General features: G+C 71.0%; 22 protein-coding genes. 12 read left to right on the top strand and 10 right to left on the bottom strand.

What is annotated here, in order from left to right:
• Window positions 1-40: 40 nt before the first annotated feature.
• The 5 genes from JYJ93_RS03950 (at window position 41) to JYJ93_RS03930 (ending at window position 5,410) form a co-directional block, all read left to right on the top strand.
• Window positions 41-2,299: an RTX toxin gene (locus JYJ93_RS03950; RefSeq protein ID WP_206786666.1), complete on the top strand. Its 2,259-nt coding sequence runs from the start codon at window positions 41-43 to the stop codon at window positions 2,297-2,299.
• A 351-nt stretch (window positions 2,300-2,650) separates the two neighbouring features.
• Window positions 2,651-3,856, top strand: coding sequence for a DUF2380 domain-containing protein (locus JYJ93_RS03945; protein WP_330166764.1), 1,206 nt, complete (start codon window positions 2,651-2,653; stop codon window positions 3,854-3,856).
• Window positions 3,853-4,320 carry an NUDIX hydrolase gene (locus tag JYJ93_RS03940; protein ID WP_206786662.1) on the top strand — a complete coding sequence of 156 codons (468 nt, stop codon included), beginning with the start codon at window positions 3,853-3,855 and terminating at the stop codon, window positions 4,318-4,320. Before JYJ93_RS03945 ends, JYJ93_RS03940 begins: the two co-directional genes overlap by 4 nt.
• Before the next feature lie 54 nt (window positions 4,321-4,374).
• A complete protein-coding gene (locus JYJ93_RS03935; protein ID WP_206786659.1) occupies window positions 4,375-4,842 on the top strand; it encodes an NUDIX hydrolase in 468 nt (155 codons plus the stop codon).
• Window positions 4,843-4,996: 154 nt separating this feature from the next.
• Window positions 4,997-5,410, top strand: coding sequence for a hypothetical protein (locus tag JYJ93_RS03930; RefSeq protein ID WP_242543660.1), 414 nt, complete (start codon window positions 4,997-4,999; stop codon window positions 5,408-5,410).
• A gap of 89 nt (window positions 5,411-5,499) precedes the next feature.
• On the opposite strand, the gene JYJ93_RS03925 is transcribed toward JYJ93_RS03930, so the two are convergent.
• The gene (locus tag JYJ93_RS03925; RefSeq protein WP_206786655.1) at window positions 5,500-5,922 is read right to left on the bottom strand and encodes an STAS/SEC14 domain-containing protein; all 423 of its coding nucleotides are present in this window, start codon (window positions 5,920-5,922) and stop codon (window positions 5,500-5,502) included.
• 169 nt (window positions 5,923-6,091) lie between these two features.
• On the opposite strand from JYJ93_RS03925, the gene JYJ93_RS03920 reads away from it, so the two are divergent.
• Window positions 6,092-6,775, top strand: coding sequence for a hypothetical protein (locus JYJ93_RS03920; protein WP_128800138.1), 684 nt, complete (start codon window positions 6,092-6,094; stop codon window positions 6,773-6,775).
• A 19-nt stretch (window positions 6,776-6,794) separates the two neighbouring features.
• Here the strand turns inward: JYJ93_RS03920 and JYJ93_RS03915 are convergent, their stop codons facing one another.
• Window positions 6,795-7,217 carry an STAS/SEC14 domain-containing protein gene (locus tag JYJ93_RS03915; RefSeq protein WP_206786653.1) on the bottom strand — a complete coding sequence of 141 codons (423 nt, stop codon included), beginning with the start codon at window positions 7,215-7,217 and terminating at the stop codon, window positions 6,795-6,797.
• 368 nt (window positions 7,218-7,585) lie between these two features.
• Between JYJ93_RS03915 and JYJ93_RS03910 the strand changes: the two genes are divergently transcribed.
• The 3 genes from JYJ93_RS03910 (at window position 7,586) to JYJ93_RS03900 (ending at window position 10,835) form a co-directional block, all read left to right on the top strand.
• Window positions 7,586-8,539 (top strand): ArsA-related P-loop ATPase, encoded by a 954-nt coding sequence (locus JYJ93_RS03910; RefSeq protein ID WP_330166779.1) that lies wholly within the window; start codon window positions 7,586-7,588, stop codon window positions 8,537-8,539.
• Window positions 8,536-9,645, top strand: coding sequence for an ArsA-related P-loop ATPase (locus JYJ93_RS03905; protein ID WP_206786651.1), 1,110 nt, complete (start codon window positions 8,536-8,538; stop codon window positions 9,643-9,645). Before JYJ93_RS03910 ends, JYJ93_RS03905 begins: the two co-directional genes overlap by 4 nt.
• Window positions 9,646-9,770: 125 nt before the next feature.
• Window positions 9,771-10,835 carry a CBS domain-containing protein gene (locus tag JYJ93_RS03900; protein WP_206786649.1) on the top strand — a complete coding sequence of 355 codons (1,065 nt, stop codon included), beginning with the start codon at window positions 9,771-9,773 and terminating at the stop codon, window positions 10,833-10,835.
• A 53-nt stretch (window positions 10,836-10,888) separates the two neighbouring features.
• Here JYJ93_RS03900 and JYJ93_RS03895 read toward each other — a convergent pair whose 3' ends face one another.
• The 4 genes from JYJ93_RS03895 to JYJ93_RS03880 all read right to left on the bottom strand — a co-directional run bounded on the left by JYJ93_RS03895 (window position 10,889) and on the right by JYJ93_RS03880 (window position 13,737).
• Window positions 10,889-11,698 (bottom strand): Rieske (2Fe-2S) protein, encoded by an 810-nt coding sequence (locus tag JYJ93_RS03895; RefSeq protein ID WP_206786647.1) that lies wholly within the window; start codon window positions 11,696-11,698, stop codon window positions 10,889-10,891.
• A complete protein-coding gene (locus JYJ93_RS03890) occupies window positions 11,695-12,267 on the bottom strand; it encodes a YceI family protein (protein ID WP_206786645.1) in 573 nt (190 codons plus the stop codon). Before JYJ93_RS03890 ends, JYJ93_RS03895 begins: the two co-directional genes overlap by 4 nt.
• Window positions 12,268-12,346: 79 nt before the next feature.
• A complete protein-coding gene (locus JYJ93_RS03885; protein ID WP_206786644.1) occupies window positions 12,347-13,126 on the bottom strand; it encodes a hypothetical protein in 780 nt (259 codons plus the stop codon).
• A gap of 185 nt (window positions 13,127-13,311) precedes the next feature.
• Window positions 13,312-13,737 (bottom strand): nuclear transport factor 2 family protein, encoded by a 426-nt coding sequence (locus tag JYJ93_RS03880; protein ID WP_206786643.1) that lies wholly within the window; start codon window positions 13,735-13,737, stop codon window positions 13,312-13,314.
• 165 nt (window positions 13,738-13,902) lie between these two features.
• Here JYJ93_RS03880 and JYJ93_RS03875 point away from each other — a divergent pair, with 165 nt between their 5' ends.
• The 3 genes from JYJ93_RS03875 to JYJ93_RS03865 all read left to right on the top strand — a co-directional run bounded on the left by JYJ93_RS03875 (window position 13,903) and on the right by JYJ93_RS03865 (window position 16,289).
• Window positions 13,903-14,904 carry a GNAT family N-acetyltransferase gene (locus JYJ93_RS03875; RefSeq protein WP_206786642.1) on the top strand — a complete coding sequence of 334 codons (1,002 nt, stop codon included), beginning with the start codon at window positions 13,903-13,905 and terminating at the stop codon, window positions 14,902-14,904.
• 111 nt (window positions 14,905-15,015) lie between these two features.
• Entirely contained in the window at window positions 15,016-15,789 is a 774-nt protein-coding gene (locus JYJ93_RS03870) for a hypothetical protein (RefSeq protein WP_206786641.1), read from the top strand.
• Window positions 15,786-16,289 (top strand): arsinothricin resistance N-acetyltransferase ArsN1 family A, encoded by a 504-nt coding sequence (locus JYJ93_RS03865; protein WP_206786640.1) that lies wholly within the window; start codon window positions 15,786-15,788, stop codon window positions 16,287-16,289. The genes JYJ93_RS03870 and JYJ93_RS03865 overlap by 4 nt, the downstream gene beginning before the upstream one ends.
• On the opposite strand, the gene JYJ93_RS03860 is transcribed toward JYJ93_RS03865, so the two are convergent.
• From JYJ93_RS03860 to JYJ93_RS03845, 4 genes are all read right to left on the bottom strand, one after another.
• A complete protein-coding gene (locus tag JYJ93_RS03860) occupies window positions 16,290-17,537 on the bottom strand; it encodes a hypothetical protein (protein ID WP_206786639.1) in 1,248 nt (415 codons plus the stop codon). It abuts the gene before it with no gap.
• A 362-nt stretch (window positions 17,538-17,899) separates the two neighbouring features.
• Complete coding sequence (locus JYJ93_RS03855) at window positions 17,900-19,012, bottom strand: LysM peptidoglycan-binding domain-containing protein (RefSeq protein ID WP_206786638.1); 1,113 nt, start codon at window positions 19,010-19,012, stop codon at window positions 17,900-17,902.
• A gap of 104 nt (window positions 19,013-19,116) precedes the next feature.
• On the bottom strand, window positions 19,117-20,115 hold the full coding sequence (locus tag JYJ93_RS03850; protein WP_206786636.1) for a c-type cytochrome: 999 nt from the start codon (window positions 20,113-20,115) through the stop codon (window positions 19,117-19,119).
• Window positions 20,112-20,687 (bottom strand): hypothetical protein, encoded by a 576-nt coding sequence (locus JYJ93_RS03845; protein WP_206786634.1) that lies wholly within the window; start codon window positions 20,685-20,687, stop codon window positions 20,112-20,114. Before JYJ93_RS03845 ends, JYJ93_RS03850 begins: the two co-directional genes overlap by 4 nt.
• Window positions 20,688-20,713 lie beyond the last annotated feature (26 nt).

Here is a 20,713-nt window from a genome sequence, read left to right as displayed (position 1 = left end):
CGCCTGGAGTGCCGAGGCGCCCGCCTCACCGACCCATGCCATGACGAAGCCCATTGCCGTCGCGCTGCTGCTGTCTCTCACCGCCGCGTGCACCTCCGCGCCCACGGGTGACACGCCCGCGCTGCGCACCTCCGCCGTGACGTTCACCATCGCCGCGGACAGCACCGGCTCCCAATCCCAGACACGGCGAGCGATGGGCTTCTCCTTCGCGGACGTGGCGCGCATCCGCGTCGACGTGGAGGACGCTGGCAGCCACAGCGCGCTGTTCAACAACTTCGACCTGGTGCCCTCCCCCGCCGGGTGGTCCGGCACGATGCCGTCCCTGCCCCGCCATCAAGCCCTCACGTTCATCGCGCGGGCGTACGACGGCAACAGCGCGCTCCTCTTCCAGGGCGGCACCACGCAGACGCTCATCGCGGACCGCGAGTCCGTGGCCATCACGCTGGCGCCCACCAACGACGGCGCGCCCATCACCCTGCCGCGCATCCCCCGCATCCAGCTTCCCGGCGAGCTCGTCTTCGGGCAGCCCGCCACCGTCACCTTCTTCGTCGAGGCCACCTCCGGCGAGGCCCTCACCTTCGCGCTCACCGCCGCGAGCAACGGCGGCTCCTTCGTTCCCTCCAGCGGGACCTTCACGCTCACCGGGACCTCCGGCGCCTTCGTCGCCCGCTACCTGCCCCCGTTCGGCGTTCCCAGCCCCACCGACTACACGCACTCGCTCACCGTCACGAACCCGGCGGGGCACTCGGTCAGCACCACGTTCGTCACGCGCGTGCTCCCGGCGGACCGGTCCACGGACTCGCTGGGCACCACCGTGCGCATCCTCTTCGCGCCCGTCATCAAGGGCCTGGCCGCGTCCCGCCTCACGGGCACCTCCGACGTCGCGTGGTCCGCCTCCGTGTCGGATGATCAGCCGTCCCAGACGCTCGACTACGCGTGGAGCTTCATCCCGGACGCGCCCGTCACGCCGTCGCCAGGCTTCACCACCCAGGCCAACCCCACCGTCCTCCAGCACTACGCGCCCTCGCTCCAGGGCCGGCTGTCCCTCCAGGTCACCGACGCCGCCGGGGCCCGCACCACCGCCACCTACCGCCTGGGCGCGCAGCAGTTCCCCGACGCCCCCCTGCAGACCGGCGGCCCCACCGACGTCGCCCAGCTCGTCGCCGGGGACAGCCACACCTGCGCCCTGCTCAACGACGGCTCCGTGCGCTGCTTCGGCAGCGGCGCGCAGGGCCGGCTCGGCTACACCGGCACCGCCAACGTCGGTGACGATGAGACTCCCGCGTCCAAGGGCCCCGTCCCCCTGGCTCCCGGTGAGAAGGCCGTGCAGCTGGCCACCGGCCTGGGCCACACCTGCGCCCTGCTCTCCACGGGCCGCGTGCGCTGCTGGGGCGCCAACGCCTCCGGCCAACTCGGCCTGGGCCACACGCGTACCATTGGCGATGACGAGCCCATCGCCAGCGTGGGCACCGTCGACCTGGGTGGCGCCCGCGCGCTGCGCATCACCGCGGGCTCCAATCACACCTGCGCGCTGCTCACCTCCGGCCACGTGCGCTGCTGGGGCGACAACACCCATGGGCAGCTGGGCCTGGGCCACACGGACCCGCTGCCTCCGCCCACCACCGATGTCCCCGTCGGCGCGCCCGTGCAGGACCTGGTCGCGGGCGGCGACCACACGTGCGCCCTGCTCTTCTCCGGCCGGCCCCGCTGCTGGGGCGCCAATGCCTACGGACAACTGGGTTACAACCGTGACGATGATGTCGGTGACACCGAGTTGCCGTCGTCAGCCGGTGACGTGGACGTGGGCGGCACCGCCGTGCAGCTGGCCCTGGGCACCCAGCACACCTGCGCCCTGCTGGACACCGGCGCCCTGCGCTGCTGGGGCGCCAACGCTTACGGCCAGGTAGGCAACGGCAACCCTGACTACGCCACGCCCCTCACGTCCGTGGCGTTGGGCTCGGGCCTCCGCGCCGTCCAGGTCGCCGCGGGCGCGCAGCACACCTGCGCCCTGCTCGAGTCCGGCCAGCTCCAGTGCTGGGGCAACGGCGCCCGGGGCCGGCTGGGCTACGCCAACACGCGCTCCCTCTCCGCGCCCGGCACCGCCTTCATCGACGTGGGCGGCGCACCCGCCACGTCCGTCACCGCGGGCGGCCAGCACACGTGCGCCGTGCTCTCCTCTGGCCGTGCCCTGTGCTGGGGCTTCAACACCTCCGGCCAGCTTGGGTACAGCCACGTGCGCGCCATTGGCGATGACGAGCCACCCGCGCTCGCCGGGGGCATCCTCCTCGTGTCGCCCTGATACCGGGCTGCCTGCCCTGTTCCTTCCGGTTTGGTAGTTTCGCGGGCGATGCGCGCTGACATCCTCTTTCTGGCCCTGGTTCTGATGGCCACGGGATGCGCCTCCGTGCCGCAAGCGCATGGGCGGGGCCGAAGCTTGAGCCATGCGCCGCGAGAGGATGCCTCGCCCGCGTGGGTGGAGACTCCGGGCGATGAGGACTTCCGCCCACGCGCCTTCTCCGGGTCCGAGCAACGGCGCCTGCGTCGCCAGCCGCCGCGTGACGAGGTGACCACCGTGGGAGCCGGCGCTATCGGGGGCAGGGGCCGGAGCAATGCATCGACGCGGCAGGCAGTCCTCGACGCGACGAAAGACGTGAAGGGCTCCCTGCGCGGAGTCGAGGCCGCGTTCAACAAACTGGCGGCCCGTCCTCCTGACCTCGGGGGATGGGGCCTGACTGGCGACATCTTCACGCGTTTCCTCGACCAGGGCTCCAAGCAGGTGAAGTGGCTTCATGGCGCGCTGGGGAGCGCCACCGCGTTGACGACCGCGGCCTCGGAAGTCGGCGACACGGACATGGAGTTGGGCCTCTTGCGCATGACGGGGCCGAAGCTCCAGGCGGCGCAGTTCGGAACGCTCCTGCTGGCCGCCTGGGTGGACTTCCTGCACCTCGCGGACGTCGTGCTCCGAAACTGCCCCATGTGCAGCGCCGAGAAGCTCTTCGTGGACCTTCATCGCGTGCAGGGGGTGATAAAGCCCACGCTCACGGACCTCGCCTCACTGGACCCGGAGCGGGTGGAGGCGGCGACGACCGCGATGCCCGAGTTGATGGGAAAGCTGACGCGCGAGTTCGACACGCTCCAGCGAGAAACCCGCGCGACCCTGAAGTTCGGCGGGCAGGTCATGGCAGCGATGCAGGCAGTGGAGATGGTCACGATGATCTCCACGATGAAGATGGCCATGCCGCGCGTGCCACCCTCGGCCCCCATGACACTGGGCGTGGGCCTCGCGATGAGTTCGGGCGGAGTCGTAGTGGGCTCGCGGCTGGTGGTCTCCGCGGAGTGGGTGGAGATGATGCGAAGGCTCGTGCAAGCGGGCGTCATCTCCGTCCCCGCCGTCAGCGCGGCCGTCCTCATTCAGGGCGGACAGGTCACGATGGCCCAGGCGCACCAGGACCTGCCCAAGGGCGTGCGTGACGCGCTGGGGGACAGCCCGGAGGTGCGTGGGATGCAGGTAACGGGCAGAGCGGGGGCGGGCATGTCGGATGCGCCCAAGCACCACGTGCTGCCGCAGGAGCACCGCGAGTGGTTCGAGCGGCGCGGCTTCAAGGGCGACATGGACATCGACAACTTTTGCGTCCGGCTGGATCAGGCCGATCATGAGGCGATTCACGGTGGGGGAAACTGGAAGCTGGGACGCATTTGGCCCGGCGAGTGGAATCGGATGATCATGGACGCGCTACTCCAGGCTGAGACGAGAACCGGCCGGTTGTTGACGCGGGATGGGATCTTGAAGGAAGTCGCGAGGCATATGCGGGACTATCGAATCCCCATGAACTTCACTTCTGTGAGAGGACGATGAGCGGTGGAGGGGCTTGGCAGGGCGACATCAAGGCACGCTTGTACGAGAGGGTTCGTGAACGGGGCTTCGGCTCACTCATTGCCTTTGCCGATGCGCGCCCTGCTGTTCCGCTGTACGTCCTGGCCGACGAGTTGGGCAACGACATTGCCGCGGTGCAGATTCTAAGCGGCTTGATGTACGAGGCGGAGCAGCGCAAGCAGGTCACGCGCTTGGTTCGTGATGTCCTCGTGCGCGAGTTGGCCGAGAGGTTCCCGAATGGCTGGCCGGGCGTGCTGGACGATGCAACCCGTGGAGAGGTTGCGATGGGGCTCGGGTCATGGTTCGCCTACACCCCAGTAACCCACAGGGCGCGGGTTGATCGTGCAGGGGATGCGCTTCTCGCCAACCCTCCCCCCGCTGGCTGGCGTCCACTCGGCCCCGACGACGAGCTTCTCCGAACGCTCCTCCCCGACGAAGAAGCCTGATCGGAAGCGGCGACCGGACGATCCAACAAGTGCCGTTTACCTGGGGTGTAGCCGATGAGCGACGGAGGCGCATGGCAGGGCAACATCAAGGCGCGCCTGTACGAACGGGTCCGTGAGCGAGGCCACGACTCATTGACCGCCTTCGCCGATGCGCGCCCTGCCGTTCCGCTGTACGTCCTGGCCGACGAGTTGGGCAACGACGTTGCCGCGGTGCAGGTGTTGAGCGGCTTGCTGTACGAGGCGGAGCAGCACAAGCGGGTCACGCGCTTCGTTCGCGACGTGCTCGTGCGCGAAGTCGCCGAGGGGCTCCCCAACGGTTGGCCGCCCATCTTGGACGACGCAAGCCGCTTCGAGGTTGCAATGGCGCTTGGGCGCTGGTCTGCGTACACCCCAGAAACCCATGAAGAGCGCGTGCGGCAGGTGTGCGATGTGCTCCTCGCCAATCCGCCTCCTGCGGGCTGGCGTCCACGCGGTCCTGACGACGAGTTGCTCCGGACGCTCCTTCCCGATGAGGAAGCCTGAGCGGAAGCGGTGGCCCTCAGGACATGAAGCCCGCGCTTCACGGGAGGGCCCTGACGCCTGGCTGCCTGCCCTCCAGGCCCGTGCGGGCGCTTCCGGAGCGGGTTGCCGGACACCGGGGGTGATGACGAACCTCCTCCGACGGAGGGAATCCTTCATGGCCAGCAACGACAAGCATCCCGTCCCCCCACAGCCCGCCGAGGATTTCTACGGGCGTCCGAAAGCCCCCCGAGAGGGCGGCGAGCCGCCGCGCGAAGGCCAGGGCTCCGCGCCCCATGCGGATCCAAAACCGCGCCCCACCGAGGAGGAGGACGACGAGCGCAAGCCCCGCCGAGAGCTGACCGAAGCCGACGAGAAGGGCATCCGCCCGCGCACCGGGGACGACGACCGCGACCTGCGCCTCCGCGATGCCAGCGGCCTGCATCCCTACGACCCGCGCGAGCGCGCCCCGGGCTCATCGCTCGACGACATGCCGGACGGCGACGGCCCTCGCAGCGACGCGGGCACCAATCCGGTGTCCGACGTGTACCGCTACGGCCACCCGGACCGCATACCAGACCGCGAGCGCTGAAAGCCCCGGCGCCCGGAAACACCCAGGGCCAGGAACCGGGCGTCTCCGCCCCGTCCTGGCCCTGTGTCATGCCCGGATGCCAGCGGCGCTCAGCCCACGCGGCGCGGGGCGTGATCCAACCGGTGCGCGTCCACCCACGCATCCGCTTGAGCCATCGTGTCCACGAAGACCGTGTCGAAGCTGGCCGCGTGGCCCGTGAGCAGCATGGCCACGGACATGGCCTTGCCCACCACGCGCTGTGTGAGGTCGGACCCCACGTACACCACCGAGCGCATCCACTCCGCGCGCACGTTGTTGGCCAGGTACTTGCGCGACTCGGCGGGCAGCTCCGACCCGGGCACCTCCGCCACCAGGTAGAACGGCCCCTGCGCCGCCATCTCCTCGTAGACGCGCAGCGCCCACTTCGCGTCCTGCAGCCCCACCAGCCCCGTGTACTTCGTATGCAACACGTCCGGCGCCGTCATGCGGATCCGATGCGCGCCACACGTCCACTCGCGAATCTGTTGCTCCATGCGGTCCTCCCCCCGGCTTCTGGAAGGAACCCTACGCCGGACCCCGCCACCCCAGGGAAGGGCCTGGACGCGAACCTGCCCTTTCGTACAAGGAATCCCTGTCCATTGGATGTCAGACCCCCTCTGTACTGTGTACCCATTCCGACAGCCTTTCTGAGGGGGAAACACCATGACGGAAACCCGTGAACTGCCGCGCGTCTCGGTGAACAAGCTGGGCGAGTACCTGGTGGCCACGCCCGCCCGCCGCAAGCGCATCATCCACGACCAGAAGCACCCGCCGGAGGCCCAGTACCTGCGCTATCCGGAGGCGTCCCAGGCCATCACGGACTTCCTGTGCCGGGGCCTGGATTTGAACGTGCTGCGGGAGTCCCAGCGCAGGTTCGCCTGCGCGGTGCCGCAGACGGAGTTCGAGGCGCAGCGCATGCAACTGTGCTCGGAGGCACTGGAGCGCTTCGCGGACCTGGTGCCCTGGTTGGACCTGGACGACGCCATCATCAGCGCGGTGGGCGCGGAGCCGCCCGTGCTGGAGATGGCCGGGGTCACCATCAGCGTGCGCCCGGAGGTGGTGGTGCAGCGGCTGGACAAGCAGGGCAACCCGCGCGTGGGGTTGATGAAGCTCTACTTCTCCAAGACGCACCCGCTGGACGAGCGCAGCGGCCAGTACATCGGAACGCTGTTGCAGCGCTTCGCGGAGCAGCACCTGTGCCGGCTGGGCCCGGCGGACCACCGGCTGATGACGGTGGTGGACGTGTTCGCCGGCTCGCTGTTCGTCGCGCCGCGCGCGCACATCCGCCGGCTGGGCGACGTGGTGCTCGCGTGCGAGGAGATCGCCGAGCGCTGGGCCGTCCACTGACGGACGGCCGGACACCGCGTCAGCGCGGCGCCGCGTCCTGACGGCGCCGGTGGGTCTCCAGCCACGCGCGGGCCTGGGGCTCCGAGTCCAGGAACTCCGCCTGCAGCTTCGTGTCGCGGATGAAGTTGAGCGCCACCACGAGCGCGCGCAGCACCTCGCGGTGCGTGCGCTTGGCGCCGAAGAAGACGGCCGCGCGGAACCACGTGGTGCTCACGTGTTCGGCCAGGTACTTGCGTGGCGCGACCGACAGCCCCTCGGAGCTGCTCAGGTCCACGACGAGGTACAGGGGCTTCTCCGGGCTCGCCCCCAGCTCATGGAACACGTCCACCAGCGCCCGCACGTCCGTCTCTGAAAACGCTCCCCGGACCTTGATCCAGAGGATGTCGGAGTCCTCCAGCGAGACACGCTGTGTCCCGAAGACCCACTCCCGCAGCACCGCCATGCCCTCTCCCACGCAGAGGGCCGCAGAGTAACCAAGACCCGGCCCCCGTCACCAGTCCGTGACCCCTCCTTTTCCGAGGGAATCCGCCCGTCCAACCCTCCGGGTCACGCACGCGCGCACGCCACGTGTCCTTCCGGGCCGGGTCATTCCTCGCACGCCGCGTCATGGCGTGGAGGTGTGGCCGTTGTGTCATGGGCGGGTCAGCGCGAAGCAGGCCCCCTGCGGGGCGCGGGCGGAAAGCCGCTATGCTCGTGGAGCGGGCGGCCAGACGGACGGCCGCCCCTGGGCGCATCTCCGGCCGGTTGTCGGAACGCGCTTCCTTGCTCACCGTGAAGGGTCGCGCCGCTGGCGCGGAGGATGGGAGCGTGGTGCTGGAGTCCTTGTGGAGCAGACGCGCCGTGCTCGTGTCGGGCAAGGGCGGCGTGGGCAAGACGACGCTCTCCGCGGCGCTCGCGGTGGCGGCGGCGCGCGCGGGCCGGCCGGTGCTGCTGGCGGAGCTGTCCCCGGACGAGGGCGGCCCGTCCACGCTCGCGGGGCTGGTGGGCGTGAAGGAGGCCGGGCCGCGCGTGGTGCCGGCCGGGCCGAACCTGTCCTTCGTGCGCCTGTCCGCGCAGGAGGGCCACCGGCTCTTCCTGGAGGAGACCCTGCCCGTGAAGTGGCTGGCGGAGGCCGCGCTGCGCTCCCGGGCGCTGCGGCGCTTCCTGGAGGCCGGCCCCGCGCTCAAGGAGATGGGGCTGATGTTCCAGCTCCTGGCGCTCCTGCGCCTCACGCACCCGGATGGCCGCCGGGTGCACCCGCTCACGGTGGTGGACCTGCCCGCCACGGGCCACGCGCTGGCGCTGGCCACGCTGCCCCGGAGCATCCTCTCGCTGATGCCGGGCGGGCCCGTGGGGCGCGCGGTGCGCGAGGGGCTGGACCTGCTCCAGGACCCCGCGCGCACGGGCGTGGTGGTCACCACGCTGCCGGAGCCCCTGCCCGTCAGCGAGACGCTGGCGCTGGTGGGCGAGCTGAAGGACGTGGGACTGCCCCTGTCCGCCGCGGTGCTCAACCGCATGCCGGAGGACCCCTTCACGCCGGAGTCGCGCGCGGCGCTGGAGCGGCTGTTGGAGACGCACGGGCCGCACCGGGGGCAGCGGGCGCTGGAGCGGCTGGAGCGCGCGAGGCTGGCGCGGCAGCGGCTGGCGGCGGGCGTGGGCGTGCCCCACTGGGGCCTGCCGGAGCTGGCGCTGACGGGCATGGCGCTGGTGGAGCGGCTGGCGGAGCTCCTGGAGTCCACACTCGAAGGGGCCGCGACCCACGGCGGCCAGGAGGCCACGCCATGAACCTGGACGGCATGCTGCGCGACAAGCGGATCCTCGTGCTGTGCGGCGCGGGCGGCGTGGGCAAGACGACGACGGCGGCGGCGCTGGGCGTGGCGGCGGCGAGAGCGGGGCGCAAGGTGCTGGTGCTCACCATCGACCCGGCGCGGCGGCTGGCGGAGGCCATGGGGCTGAAGGAGAACGGCGCGGAGCCCACCTCCGTGCCCGCGGAGCGCCTGTTCGCGGACGGCAAACGCGGCGAGGGCCGGCTGGACGTGTGGATGCTGGAGCCGCGCATCGTCTTCGAGCGCATGGTGCGCCGGATGTCCGCCACGGAGAGCGCCGCGCGCACCATCCTGGAGCACCGCCTGTACCGCTTCCTGTCGGAGCTGGTCGCGGGCGTGCAGGAGTACGCCGCCGCGGAGGCGCTGGACGGCTTCATCGCGGAGGGCCACTACGACCTCATCGTCCTGGACACCCCGCCCAGCCGCCACGCCCTGGACTTCCTGGACGCGCCGGGCCGGCTGTCGCGCTTCCTGGACGAGCGGATCATCTCCCTCTTCGGTCCGGACTCGGGCCGCACGGGCCGGCTGTGGCAGGGCGCGCAGGCGCTGGTGGGCAAGGTGCTGGACGGCATCTTCGGCGGCGGCTTCGCGCAGGAGATGCGCACCTTCGTCGCCGCCTTCGGAGGCCTGTTCGCCGGCATCCGCCTGCACTCGGACCGGCTGCGGGAGCACCTGTCGTCGAAGGACGCGGCGTTCCTGCTCGTCACGTCGCCGGAGGCCGCCGCGCTGCGCGAGGCCACCTTCTTCCAGGAGGCGCTCCAGGCCAAGGGGCTGCCCTTCGCGGGCTACGTGCTCAACCGCAGCTGGGCGCGGGATGACGACCTGGCCCCGGCCGCCGCGCTGAAGCCGCACGCGAACAACGCCGCGGACACGGACGCCGTCAGCGCGCTGGAGCACCTGGCGGGCGTGGAGGACGCGCGCGCGAAGGCCCACCGCTCGCTCCTGGCGAGGCTGGCCGAAGGGCTGCCCCGGGGCGCGCTGGCCATCGCCGCGCCGGACGCGGGCGCGGACCTGGAGGACTTCCGGGGGCTGGTGCACCTGGGGGACGCGCTCACCGTCGTCTGAGGTCCCGCCCGGGGTGTCTTCCGCGCCAGGGCGGACGGGCGAGCGGCGCCGCACCTGGCCGGCTGGAGCTTTGCGCGTCCGGGCCCGCTTCCCATGTTCGCAAGTCGAGGAGGCTTGCGACGCACATGGGCACCAAGGACTACAGCAACGGAAACGGCAGGCATGACCTGGGGCGCGCGGACATCTCCACGCCTCCCACCGACGCGATGGCCACGCACCGCTCACCGGACGTGGCGCCGCCGGGCTCGCGCGAACGCTCGGAGTCCGACGTGAGCGGTTGGAGCCCCGGGCGCGACGAGCTGCCCGCCGACCGGCAGGGGAGATTCCACCGCGCCGCCGCGTGGCGCCTGGGCCGCGTGCGCACGGACGTGGACGACACCGGCACCTGGCGCAAGGACCGCGAGGGCGAGCGCGACGGCGGCACCACCGGCCCCTATGGCCGCGACGACCGCGACCCGCGCTACGCCAATGGCGCGGGCCCCCGGCGCACCCAGGGCGAGGACACCGTCCAGGAGATGCCCGCCGAGCGCGCCGACTACCGCGAGTGGGACCGCAGCGGCTACGGCGGCCAGGAGCCCCTGTTGCGCGACCGCCCCGCCCGCGCCGCTTCCCGCGAGGACGCGCGCTTGCGCGACCGGCTGGCGCCCCAGCGGGAGGAGACCTTCCCCCTGGACCCGAGGCTGCGCGCCTCCCGCGACACGTCCACCGCGTCCGAGTCCTCGCGCCGCCGCTGGAGGCGCGAGCCGCTCACCGCGCGCGACATCATGACCCGCCAGGTGCGCACCGCCCGCCGCGACAGCTCCCTGCGCGAGGTGGCGCAGTTGATGCGGGACGAGGACTGCGGCGTGGTGCCCATCGTGGACGCGGAAGGACACCTGCTGGGACTCGTCACCGACCGCGACCTGGCGCTGCGCGCCTTCACGGGCCAACGCGCCGTGGACGGCCTGCGCGCCTCGGACGTGATGACGGAGGACCTGGAGGCGGTGCTGCCGGAGGAGGACCTGCACGGCGTCATCGAGCTGATGGGCCGCCGCCAGGTGCGCCGCATCCCCGTGGTGGAGCCCGATGACCGGCTCGTGGGCATCATCGCGCTGGGGGACATCGCCAGCCGCGCGGACCAGGACGAGGAGCTGCAGGAGGCGCTGGAGCGCATCTCGTCCCGGCGCTCGTTCTGGAGCCGGCTGCGCTGATCAGCGCCGAGGAGACGGGAGGCCTGGAGCGCCTCCCGTCCCGGCCTTCCTACTCAGGCGATGGAGACGACCACGCCGGACGCGTCCGCCGTCACGGAGAACGTCTTCAGGTTCACCGTCGCCGCGCCCCCGGGTTCGACCACGCCCGTCTTGCTGAACACGGACGCGTGGCACGGGCAGAGCAGCTCGTCGAGGCTCGACTCGAAGCCCACCTCGCAGCCCTGGTGCGTGCAGACGGAGTCCACGGCGGAGTAGGTCCCGTCCTCCAGCTTGAAGACGAAGATGGTCTTGCCGTAGCCGGTGGGGTTGCCGCTCACCATGCCGCCCGCGTTCTGCAGGTCGGGGAACTCCGCGAAGGTGAGCGTCACCTTGCCGTCGACCACCGACGGGAAGTTGTCGCTGCCGGCCTTGAGGTTGATGCTCAGCACCTGCGTGCCCGCGTTGTACGTGGCCACGTACGTCTTGAGCGGCACCGTGGCGGGCTCCTGTGTCACCGCGCCCGTCGTGACGTTGAACTTCGAGATGTGGCAGGGGCACACGGCCTCCGTCCCATCGAAGCCCATGGGGCAGCCCACGTGGGTGCACGTGGCGGACAGCACCGCGTAGGTGTCCGCGGACGGGTGCACCACCAGCAGGTTCTCCTGCCCGGAGCCGCCCGGGAAGCGCAGCGTCACCGAGCCGCCCGCGCGCGACAGGTCCGGGTAGCGCTGCACCACCAGCGACACGATGCCGTCCGCGCCGGGCGCGGGCACGTCCAGCACCGGCGACGGGTCGATGTTGGGCGCGCACGCGGGCGGGATGCCCGCGACGACCACGCCCGTTCCCAGCAGCTTCTTGAAGAAGTCCCGGCGCGACGAGCTCACGTGCCCTCCGTGAAGACGAGGTGCGGCTCCAGCACCAGCTCGTCTTCCACCTTCACGAGCAGCAGCGTGGGCCGTTCGATGTTGTAGCCCTCCAGGCTGATCTTGAAGGACCCGTCCGCCGTCACCTGCTTCGCGGAGTCGAACTTCACCGTCATGGGGATTTCGACGTCCTTCGTCACGCCGTGGAAGGTGAGCTTGCCCTTGAGGGTCACCGGCACGGAGCCCGGGAAGGTGGCGGGCGGCTTCACGCCGGAGCCCACGGCCTTCACCTCCACCAGCGGGAACTTCGCTGCCTCCGTCACCTCCAGCATGTGCGTGTCGCGGTTGGAGTTCTGCGAGTCGAAGTCCTTCACCTGCGCGCGCACGGCCACCTGCAGGGTCCCGTCCGGCTTCAGCACGGCCTTGCCCTCGCTGGGGGGCGCCTTGCCGGACACGGTGTGCATCTTGTGGATGAGCTTGTAGGTGAGGGAGCTGGCGTCCTTCTTCACCGAATACATCTTCGCGTTCTGCGCGGCGGCGGGCAGCGCGAACAGCAGGGCAGCGGAAAGAACGAGTCGTCGAGCAATCACGGCGTCCTCCAGAGGGGGCTACGTCTTGTCTGCGCACAACGGCCGGCGCGCGGAGACATTCACGACAGGGGGGATGGGGTCAGAAAGTCAGCGTGACGATGCCCGCGGCGACGCAGCCCAGCGTGGCATAGCCCACCACCTGGTGCGCGGTGGCGTACTTCGGCTCCGTGATTTCGCCGTAGCTGTGGGTGGCGAGGATGCCGAGCACCGCCTGGGCAATCATCCCGGCGGTGGCCAGGCTCATGAAGATTTTATGGAACGTCACCGTGTCCCACTGGAACGGCCGCTCCACCGGATCCGGCGCCAGCACGCCCAGCGTGCCCACGGTGGCGAACAGCACCGACGTGCCGATGACGACGCCCCGGTGCCAGGCGAGCAGCGAGCGGTTGTCCCCGCCGCCCCGGAACGACTCGTTGAACTGGAGCTGCCCCAGCACGGTGGCCGCGGTGAGGCCGCCCGCCATGGCCAGGCCCAGGCCCTGGTGCAGCTTGAGCATGGTGCGGCGCGTCTCCAGGTCCTTCTGGAGGTCGGGGTCCAGCAGGCCCTTGGACGCCTCCGCCTCCGGCGTGAGCAGGTCGAAGTCCAGGCTGGGCTCGGAGGTGCTGGAGTCCTGCGGCGCGGCGGTGCCCGTGGAGCCGGACTCCGGCGTGGCGGACACGGGCGGCGTGACGTCCGGCGTCACCGGCGCGGGGGCCGCGGGCGCGGCTTCCTGCGGGGGCGGCGGCACCGGCTTGCGCTTCACGGACTTGCGCTTCGCCGCGGCGACCATCACGGGAGCGTCCGGCGCGAGGGCCGCGCCAGCGGGCGAGGCCGCCAGGAGCATGACGGCCAGGAGGGGGGAAATGACGCGGGTCATCATGGGGTTCCCGGGGGACGACGCGGCCCGTCGGAAAAAGGGTGGGCCATGTCATTCCAGGCTACCCCGGGTCGCGGTCCAGGTGCACGGCAGTGCACACCCGGTCCGGGTGAACCTTGCGATGCCGGCATGTCCCTGGGTGGCCGTAGCCATAAGAACCCCAGGGACCGCCGGAAGTTGCGTCCGTGTCAGGCCGGTGTCGTCGAAGGCACCTGCGAGCGGGGCGCGGTGCCGTGCGCCAGCTCCTGCCCCAGGGCGTGCGGGTCGAAGTAGGCGAAGAAGCGGCGGACCCGGTCGCCGTCCCACTCGATGATGGAGACGCCCTCGTAGGCGATGGCGGCCCCGTTGCGCCCGGTGCCCTGCGTCTCCCATTCGAGGGCCACGCGGTCGCCGGACTCAATCATGTTGCGGAAGGTGGACTTCACCTGGCCGAGGGTACCCTTGTACTCGGTCCAGAAGCGGCGGGCGCCGTCGATGCCGGAGAAGACGTTGGGGGAAGCGACGTTGCTCACCTGCGCATCGTCGGCGAAGAGGGCGACCATCGGCTCGATGTCGCCGTGCTCCTCCAGTTTCAACAGTGCGTCCACGAACCGCTGCGCTCGTTCCATCGGCATCGGGTGTCCTCGCTCGTCGCGAATGAGAAGTCAGGGGTGTGCCCGGGAAGGGTGCGCACGCGTGGGGGGCGTGGCCCACCTCCGGAGGCCGCTCCCTCGCCCTCCGGACGGAGGCCCCACCCCCTTGCTCCCGGGTGGCCCGGTGAAGGAAGACAGGGCAACGACATGTCCCACGAGCCGCCGTCCACCACCCCGAGGAAGCAGTCCTGGCAGGAGGCCGAGGCGGCCCTGCTGTCCCTGGTGCCTCCAGGGTCCGACGGGATTCAGGCGGAGGCGGCGGCCAGGGCCCCGGCTCGCGCGTCCGTGCTGCATTCGCCGCCCGGCCGTGGCACCGCGGTCTTCGTCGCGCTGGGCGCGCTGTACCAGTTGCGCCGGGCGATGCCGCTGGCGGACGTGACGCCGTGGGACTTCGGGGCGCTGTTCACCAAGGGCTACGGCACCGTGGCGGTCCTGGTGTTGTTCCCCTCGCTGGTGTCGCTGTGGGGCATCGCGAGGGGCGACCTGAAGCGGCAGGGCCACGGGTCGGCGTGGTTCATGCTCCAGGCGGTGGTCTGGGCATTGATGGCCGTGGTAGCCCTGTTCAAGGGGGAGTTCGTCACGGCGCTCCTGATGCCGTGGCACCTGGCGCTGGTGTGCTCCATCCAGATGCATACGGTGGAGCCGCCGCTGGAGGCCCCGGTGCCGCCGCGCGCGAGCCCGCCCCCGCCCACCGTGCGGCCCGCCACGCCCGAGGACCAGGACGCCATCGCGGGCCTCCAGGACGCGGCGCTCGCGCGGCGGCCCACGACCTTCGAGGTGCCGGTGGAAGGCGAGGAGGACGGGCGGCACCCGGTGCTGGTGGCCGAGGAGGACGGGCGCGTCGTCGCGTGCGTGGCCACCCGCGCCTACAGCTCGCGCGAATGCTACGCGGACATCGCGGACTTCAGCCTCTTCGTGGCGAAGGATGTCCGGGGCCGGGGCCTGGACGAGCTGCTGCTGAAGGCGCTGCTGAAGGCCGCGGAAGAAGCGGGCTTCCACAAGCTCACCACCAGCGTCCTCGCGGACCAGGCGCACACCCTCAAGCTGTTCGAACGCCTGAGGTTCACCACGGTGGGCACGCACGAGAAGCACGCGCGGGTGGACGGCGCGTGGCGCGACGTGGTGGTGGTGGAGAAGTTCCTGCGCTGAAGGGGCCAGGGCGGTTCCACGGACACTGTCTCCTCCTGGCACCCGGGGGCGGGGGCAGCCCCCCTTGCTCGCGGGCCTCCGCCGGAGGATGACTGTCCGCCAGGAGCACCCATGTCCCAGGAAGCCCTCCGTTCCGAGCCGTCGCACGCCTCCACCGACGAGGCGCCCGCCGACGTTCCCGAGTCCATCCCGGCGGAGTCGTTCCCGCCGCTGACGTTCCTGCTGGAGGAGGTGCGCTCGCCGGGGATGGTGCGCGCGGACATCGACGCGCTCATCGTGGGCCTGGGCCGGCTGCCCGCGCCGGACGAACCGCTGCGCGAGCGGGCGGATCTGCTGCTGGGGCTCCTGGACCGCGGCAACCCGGTGGGGGACTACACGGGTTCGGGCGGGATGAAGGTGCGGCACGCGGCGAAGGAGGCCCTCATCTCCATGGGCTATCCGTACGCGATGGAGCTGCCGCCCGACCTGCTGGAGACGAAGGGCGCTGACGGCAGGCCACCGGGGCTGACCGCGGGCAACGTCGTCCTGGCGGTGGTGAGCGCGCTGTACCAGACAGCGGGCATGGTGGGGTTGTGGTTCTTCCTCTCCTACTTCCGGATGCCGGCGGCGGCCGAGGTGACCTTCGGAGTCGCCTCGCTCCTGTGGATCTTCACCGGGCTCTCCCTGATGGGCCACCACTCCCGGTCGAGGGACATGCAGTCCATCGGTTCGGTGGGGCTGTGGGTGGCGGCGGTGCTGTGGATCATCGTCGCGCTCCCGCTGGCCCTGGCCTCGAATGGCGTGGCCCTGCTCTTCGTCCCCTGGCACCTCGCGCTGTGGACCGCCATCTCCCTGCGCCCGGAGGCCGAGGAGGAAGAGGCGCCGGCGAAGCGCGCTTCTCCGTGAGCGCATTGCCCACGGTCCGGGCCGCCACGCGCGAGGACCGGGCGGCCATCGCGGCCATCTACAACGCGGCCCTCGCCGAGCGCGCCTCCACCTTCGAGACGCGTCCGCGCACGCCCGAGGACATCGACGGGTGGCTGGGCAAGCGCCACCCGGTGCTGGTGGCGGAGGAGGACGGGCGCGTCATCGCGTACGCCTCCACCGGCGCGTACAGCCCGCGCGAGTGCTACGCGGGCATCGCGGACTTCAGCGTCTACGTGGCACCGGAGGCTCGGGGCCGGGACGTGGGCCGGCACGTGATGGAGGCGCTGCTGCGGGAAGCGGAGGCCGCGGGCTTCCACAAGCTGACCTCGCGGGTCTTCGCCACCAACCTGCGCAGCCGCGCGCTGTTGAAGCGGCTGGGTTTCCGGGAGGTGGGCGTGCACGAGAAGCACGCCCCGCTCGACGGTGTGTGGCACGACGTGGTGGTGGTGGAGAAGGTGCTGCACGCGAACGTGCGGTAGTCAGCGCCGCGAGTCCTGGGCCCACTCCTCGCGCGTCCAGCCCTGCCGTTCATAGAGGGCGCGGCGCTCCGCGGGCAGAGCCTCCCAGGCGACGCCGGGGTCCAGGTCCCTGGGGCGGCTGAAGAGGCCGGGGATGTCGTCGCGGACAGCCTGGGAGGCGCGCTCGGGGGTGAGGCCGCGCAGGCCGTAGCCCAGCTTGAGGCCGGCGTGGCTCTGGCTTTCCTTGTGGGAGACCTCGAGGGAGATGCCGCCGCCGAACTCCGCGGTGCGAGGGTTGAGGGACGCGTGGGCGCGGGCGTGGGAGCCGGCGCCCAGGGACAGCTCCACCTTGCCTTCGGAGTCGCGGCTCACGCTGGCGATGCCCAGCTCCACCTGGAGCTGCGCCTCCGACTTGCCGTGAGCGTCCATCATCACCTCCAGGCCCACGGGCCCTGCCTTGGTAGCGATGCCCGCCTGCGTCTGGACGTCGGTGGTGCCGCGCGCGGAGGCATGGGCCGTGCGCTTGAAGTGGAGCATCTCCAGGGCCACGCTCGCTTCGGCGGAGACGAAGGCACCGGCGGGACGTTCGCCGGAGAGGACCTGCGCGCGGGCGGTGACGGTCTCGTAGGCCTGGACGAGCGAGTGTTGGGGGCGTCCCAGGCCGGCCTTCCATTCGGACTCGAAGCGTGCGCGCTGGGGGTCGGACCAGGAGAGGCCGAGCGACGTCTCACGCAGGTCCAGCGACTGAGGAGGCCCGAGTGAACGAAGGGCCTGGAGGCTGCCGGACTGGGCCACGGCGTCGCCATACCGTTGCAGGTAGGCGTCATAGGCGACGACGGCGGCACGGCCCGTGTCGGTGGCGTGGGCGTTCACCGCGTCGCGAAGGGATGCCGGGAGCTTCGGATCATTGACGAAGGTCTCCGGGCGACCGGGCATGCCGAGCTGTCCCTCCACGCCGCCGGGGCGCCGCGAGAGGACGCCATTGGACGCAGCCTGTTCGAGGAAGGCCTGGCGCGACGGAGCATCCATCCGGGACACGTAAGCGGAGAGCAGTCCGTCACGGTCCATGCGCTCCAGCGTGGCGCGGTACGCGTCACGAGGCACGGAGCCGAGCGCATCGTGCGTGGCCTTCACATCGCTGCCGGTGAGGAAGGGGTTCGAAAGGCTGCGCGTCAGGTGCGAGCGGACCGAGGCATAGACATCCTCGGGGACAGGAGCGGAGGGAGGACGCAGCCGGCCCCCCATGGCCAACAGCTCGCGCGCGGACACGGCGGGGCCGTCCGCATGCGAGGAGGGACGGGGTGAGGAAGGGGCAACGGAGGGGCCGTCATAGGGCCGCAGCTCATTGCGCGAGGGCGCGGACGCACTGCTCTCACTGACGGAGGTCCTGCGGGACGCAGTCGTGCTTACGCGAAGCTCCGGCGCGGGTGCATCAGGTTCAGGAAGCGTGGGTTCGGGGGACAGGGGACTGCTACCGGGCGCATCGATTCGGGACATCAGGCTCGCTCCGAGGAAGGAGGAGCCCACGCCCTGTGCAGCCGATGCGCCACGCTCAGGTGCCCGGAATCACAGGCACCTTTTCGCATCCATGCGCCAGGGCGTGGGACCCGGGTCCCACGCCCCAGACGGGCTCAGCCGAGCACGTCCTGGGCGCGGCGGTAGTACATCTCGCGGCTCGCGAGGCCGTTGTAGCCGCCGTTGATACGGCGGGTGACTTCGCGGAAGTTGCCCGCGTCCGCGTAGCTGTTCAGGTTGCGCGAGCTCCAGTACCAACCCGCGATGCGGAACGCGACGTCCGGATCCTTCGCGCGCTCCGGGTGCCCTTCCAGGTCGATGCCCAGCGCCTTGCCCGCCGCACGGTAGTTCGCGCGGCCCGTCAGCTGGATGGGCCCCCGGCCCTTGTACCGCTTGCCGTCGCCCGGCTGCGTGTTGCCCAGGTCCTTGCGGCCCTCGTACGCCGCACCGGAGGCGATCTCCTCCATGTAGCGCAGCTCGCCGCTCTCATGCGCCAGCTGGGCCAGGAACATCTCCTTGCGGCGGGGCGTGTTGATGTTCGCCTCGGCCATCGCCTTGTTCAGGTGCGGCAGGTACTGCTCCGCCTTCGCCTGCGACAGGTTCGGCATGATCCGCCGCAGCTGCGCCACCGTCACCCCACCCTTCCCACCCGACGTGCCCGGCGTCCCACCCACGCCCCCCGTCGACGGAGGCGGCTTCGACGTCCCGCCCGTCCCACCCGTGCGGCCCGGAATCGTCAGCTTCTGGCCCACGTAGATCTTGTTCGGGTTCGCGATGTGGTTCGCCTGCTGCAACGCCCCCACCGTCGTCCCATACCGCCCCGCGATGCCGCTCAGCGTGTCCCCGCTGCGCACCGTGTACGAAGCGCCCCCGGACGACGGCGGCTTCGACGTCACCGGCGCCGCGCCTCCACCCGCGCCCGGAATCGTCAGCCGCTGGCCCACGTAGATCTTGTTCGGGTTCGCGATGCCGTTCGCCTTCGCCAGCGCGCCCACCGTCGTGCCGTGCCGCCCCGCGATGCCGCTCAGCGTGTCCCCGCTGCGCACCGTGTAGCTGCCCGCCTTCGACGGCGCCGCCTGGAACCCGTCCGGGACCGTCAGCCTCTGGCCCACGCGGATGAGGTTCGCGTTCGCGATGTGGTTCGTCTTCTGGAGCGAAGACACCGACGTGTTGAAGCGCTGCGCCAGGCCGCTCAACGTGTCGCCGCTGCGAACGGAATAGGTCGTCACGGTTAAAACTCCGGGAAAAGAGGTAAATCAGTGCCCGGATTTTCGCGACGCCTGGGAATTAGTTTCCCAGGAAGACCTACTTTTCAGGTTGCTGCATCTATCCGCTATTCCTGCATCTTCGAGTCACGCAACCGTGACTGGAGGTCGCGGGCGGCGCGGGTGTCGTGCATCACGACGAGGCTCTGCACGTAGTACGCGAGCGCCCAGAGGTTCTCCTCCGGGATGGCGCCCTTCCACGACGGCATCGCGGCGCCACCAACGCCCGCGGCCATCACGCGGTAGAGGTCCTCGCGCTGGGCCTGCGCGGTGTACGGCTGGCCCTCCACGCGGGTGTCCCGCGGCCACACGGTGCGCAGGCGATGGAAGAGGAAGTCCGGCGGCAGCACCTTGGCGAACTGCGTGGCCTCGCCCTTCGCGTCCACGGTGAGCGAGTAGTCCGAATCCCGCTGCAGCGCCGTGTACGGATCCACGTTCGCCAGGTTCACCTTGCGGCCGGTGACGCTCTCCGTGAGCGCGGCGAGCTCCGCTCGGGGCAGGTAGGCGACGTGGCAGCTGGCGCAGCCCGCGTTGCCCTTGCCGGCCACGTGGTAGACGGTGCGGCCTCGCTCCACGGCCTCGGCTTCACGGCCCTTCCACGGGTCTTCGGACAGGACGATGGCCGCGCCGGGGGGCTCCTGCTTCCAGCGCGGGCTGAAGGTCTTGAGGTACTGCACCACGGCGTCCACGTCCGCCGGGGGCACGTCCCACGCGAACATGGGCGTGCCGTGCAGGCCCCGCCGCAGGGTGCGCTTCAGCGCGTCGTCGGTGGGCAGCTCACCCGCGGCCACGCCGCCGAACTTGTACAGGCCCTGGTGGAAGTTGCGCGGAGGAGGCCGCATCCCGGAGCCCGCCGGGCCCTGGCCGTCGCCCTTCTCGCCGTGACAGGACGCGCAGTAGTGCGTGTAGACGTCATATCCGCGCGCCAGCGTCGCGGCGGGGATGACGGTGCCGTCCGCGAGCTTCAGGGGCTCGAAGGTGGGCGTCTCCTTGCGGCACGCGGGAGCGAGCGCCCCCAACGCGAGCACGGCGAGCATGCGGAACGAGAAGCAGGAAGTGGGCTTCATGGGAGGTACACCACCGCGAAGAGGACGCCGTACATCACCGTCGAACACCACCAGCCAGGCAGGGCGCGCCGCAACGGAGCATGGGCGTCCTGACCGCGCAGGACGCGCAGTCCCGCGCGCAGCAACCCCAAGAGCACGACCGCCAGATGCACGGCCTGCACCGCCGACAGGCCATACAGCGCGGAGGCGAAGACACCACTGTCGGGGATGCGCAGGTCGCGGTACCAGAACAGCACGTGCAGCCAGGCCGCCTGCGTCGCGAGGAACGCCGCTCCAGCGCCCAGCACGCCCGCCAACGTGAGCCGGTTCGGCCGCGACTGCCGGAGCACGCCGTGTAGCAGCACGACCCCGATGACGAGGAGCCCACCGGCCAGCGCGGGCACAAGGACACCCGGGCGCGCGGACGCGGGAGGCCAGAAGCCGCGCAGCCGGTAGAAGCCCGCGGTGAAGGCCATCGAGCAGAAGAGCATCGCCGCCGCGCCATGCGCGATGACGACCCCGAACCAGAGGTTCGCTTCGTCACGCTGGGGGGACGTGGAGGCCAGCGTCCCGGAGGGGTCGTTCGTGCTCACGGGGTTGGACTCTCGCATGCCTGGAC

Source organism: Corallococcus sp. NCSPR001, from assembly GCF_017309135.1.
Taxonomy (GTDB): domain Bacteria; phylum Myxococcota; class Myxococcia; order Myxococcales; family Myxococcaceae; genus Corallococcus.
Note: the sequence above shows the minus strand (reverse complement) of the source record. Positions and strands in the feature narration are given on the sequence as shown.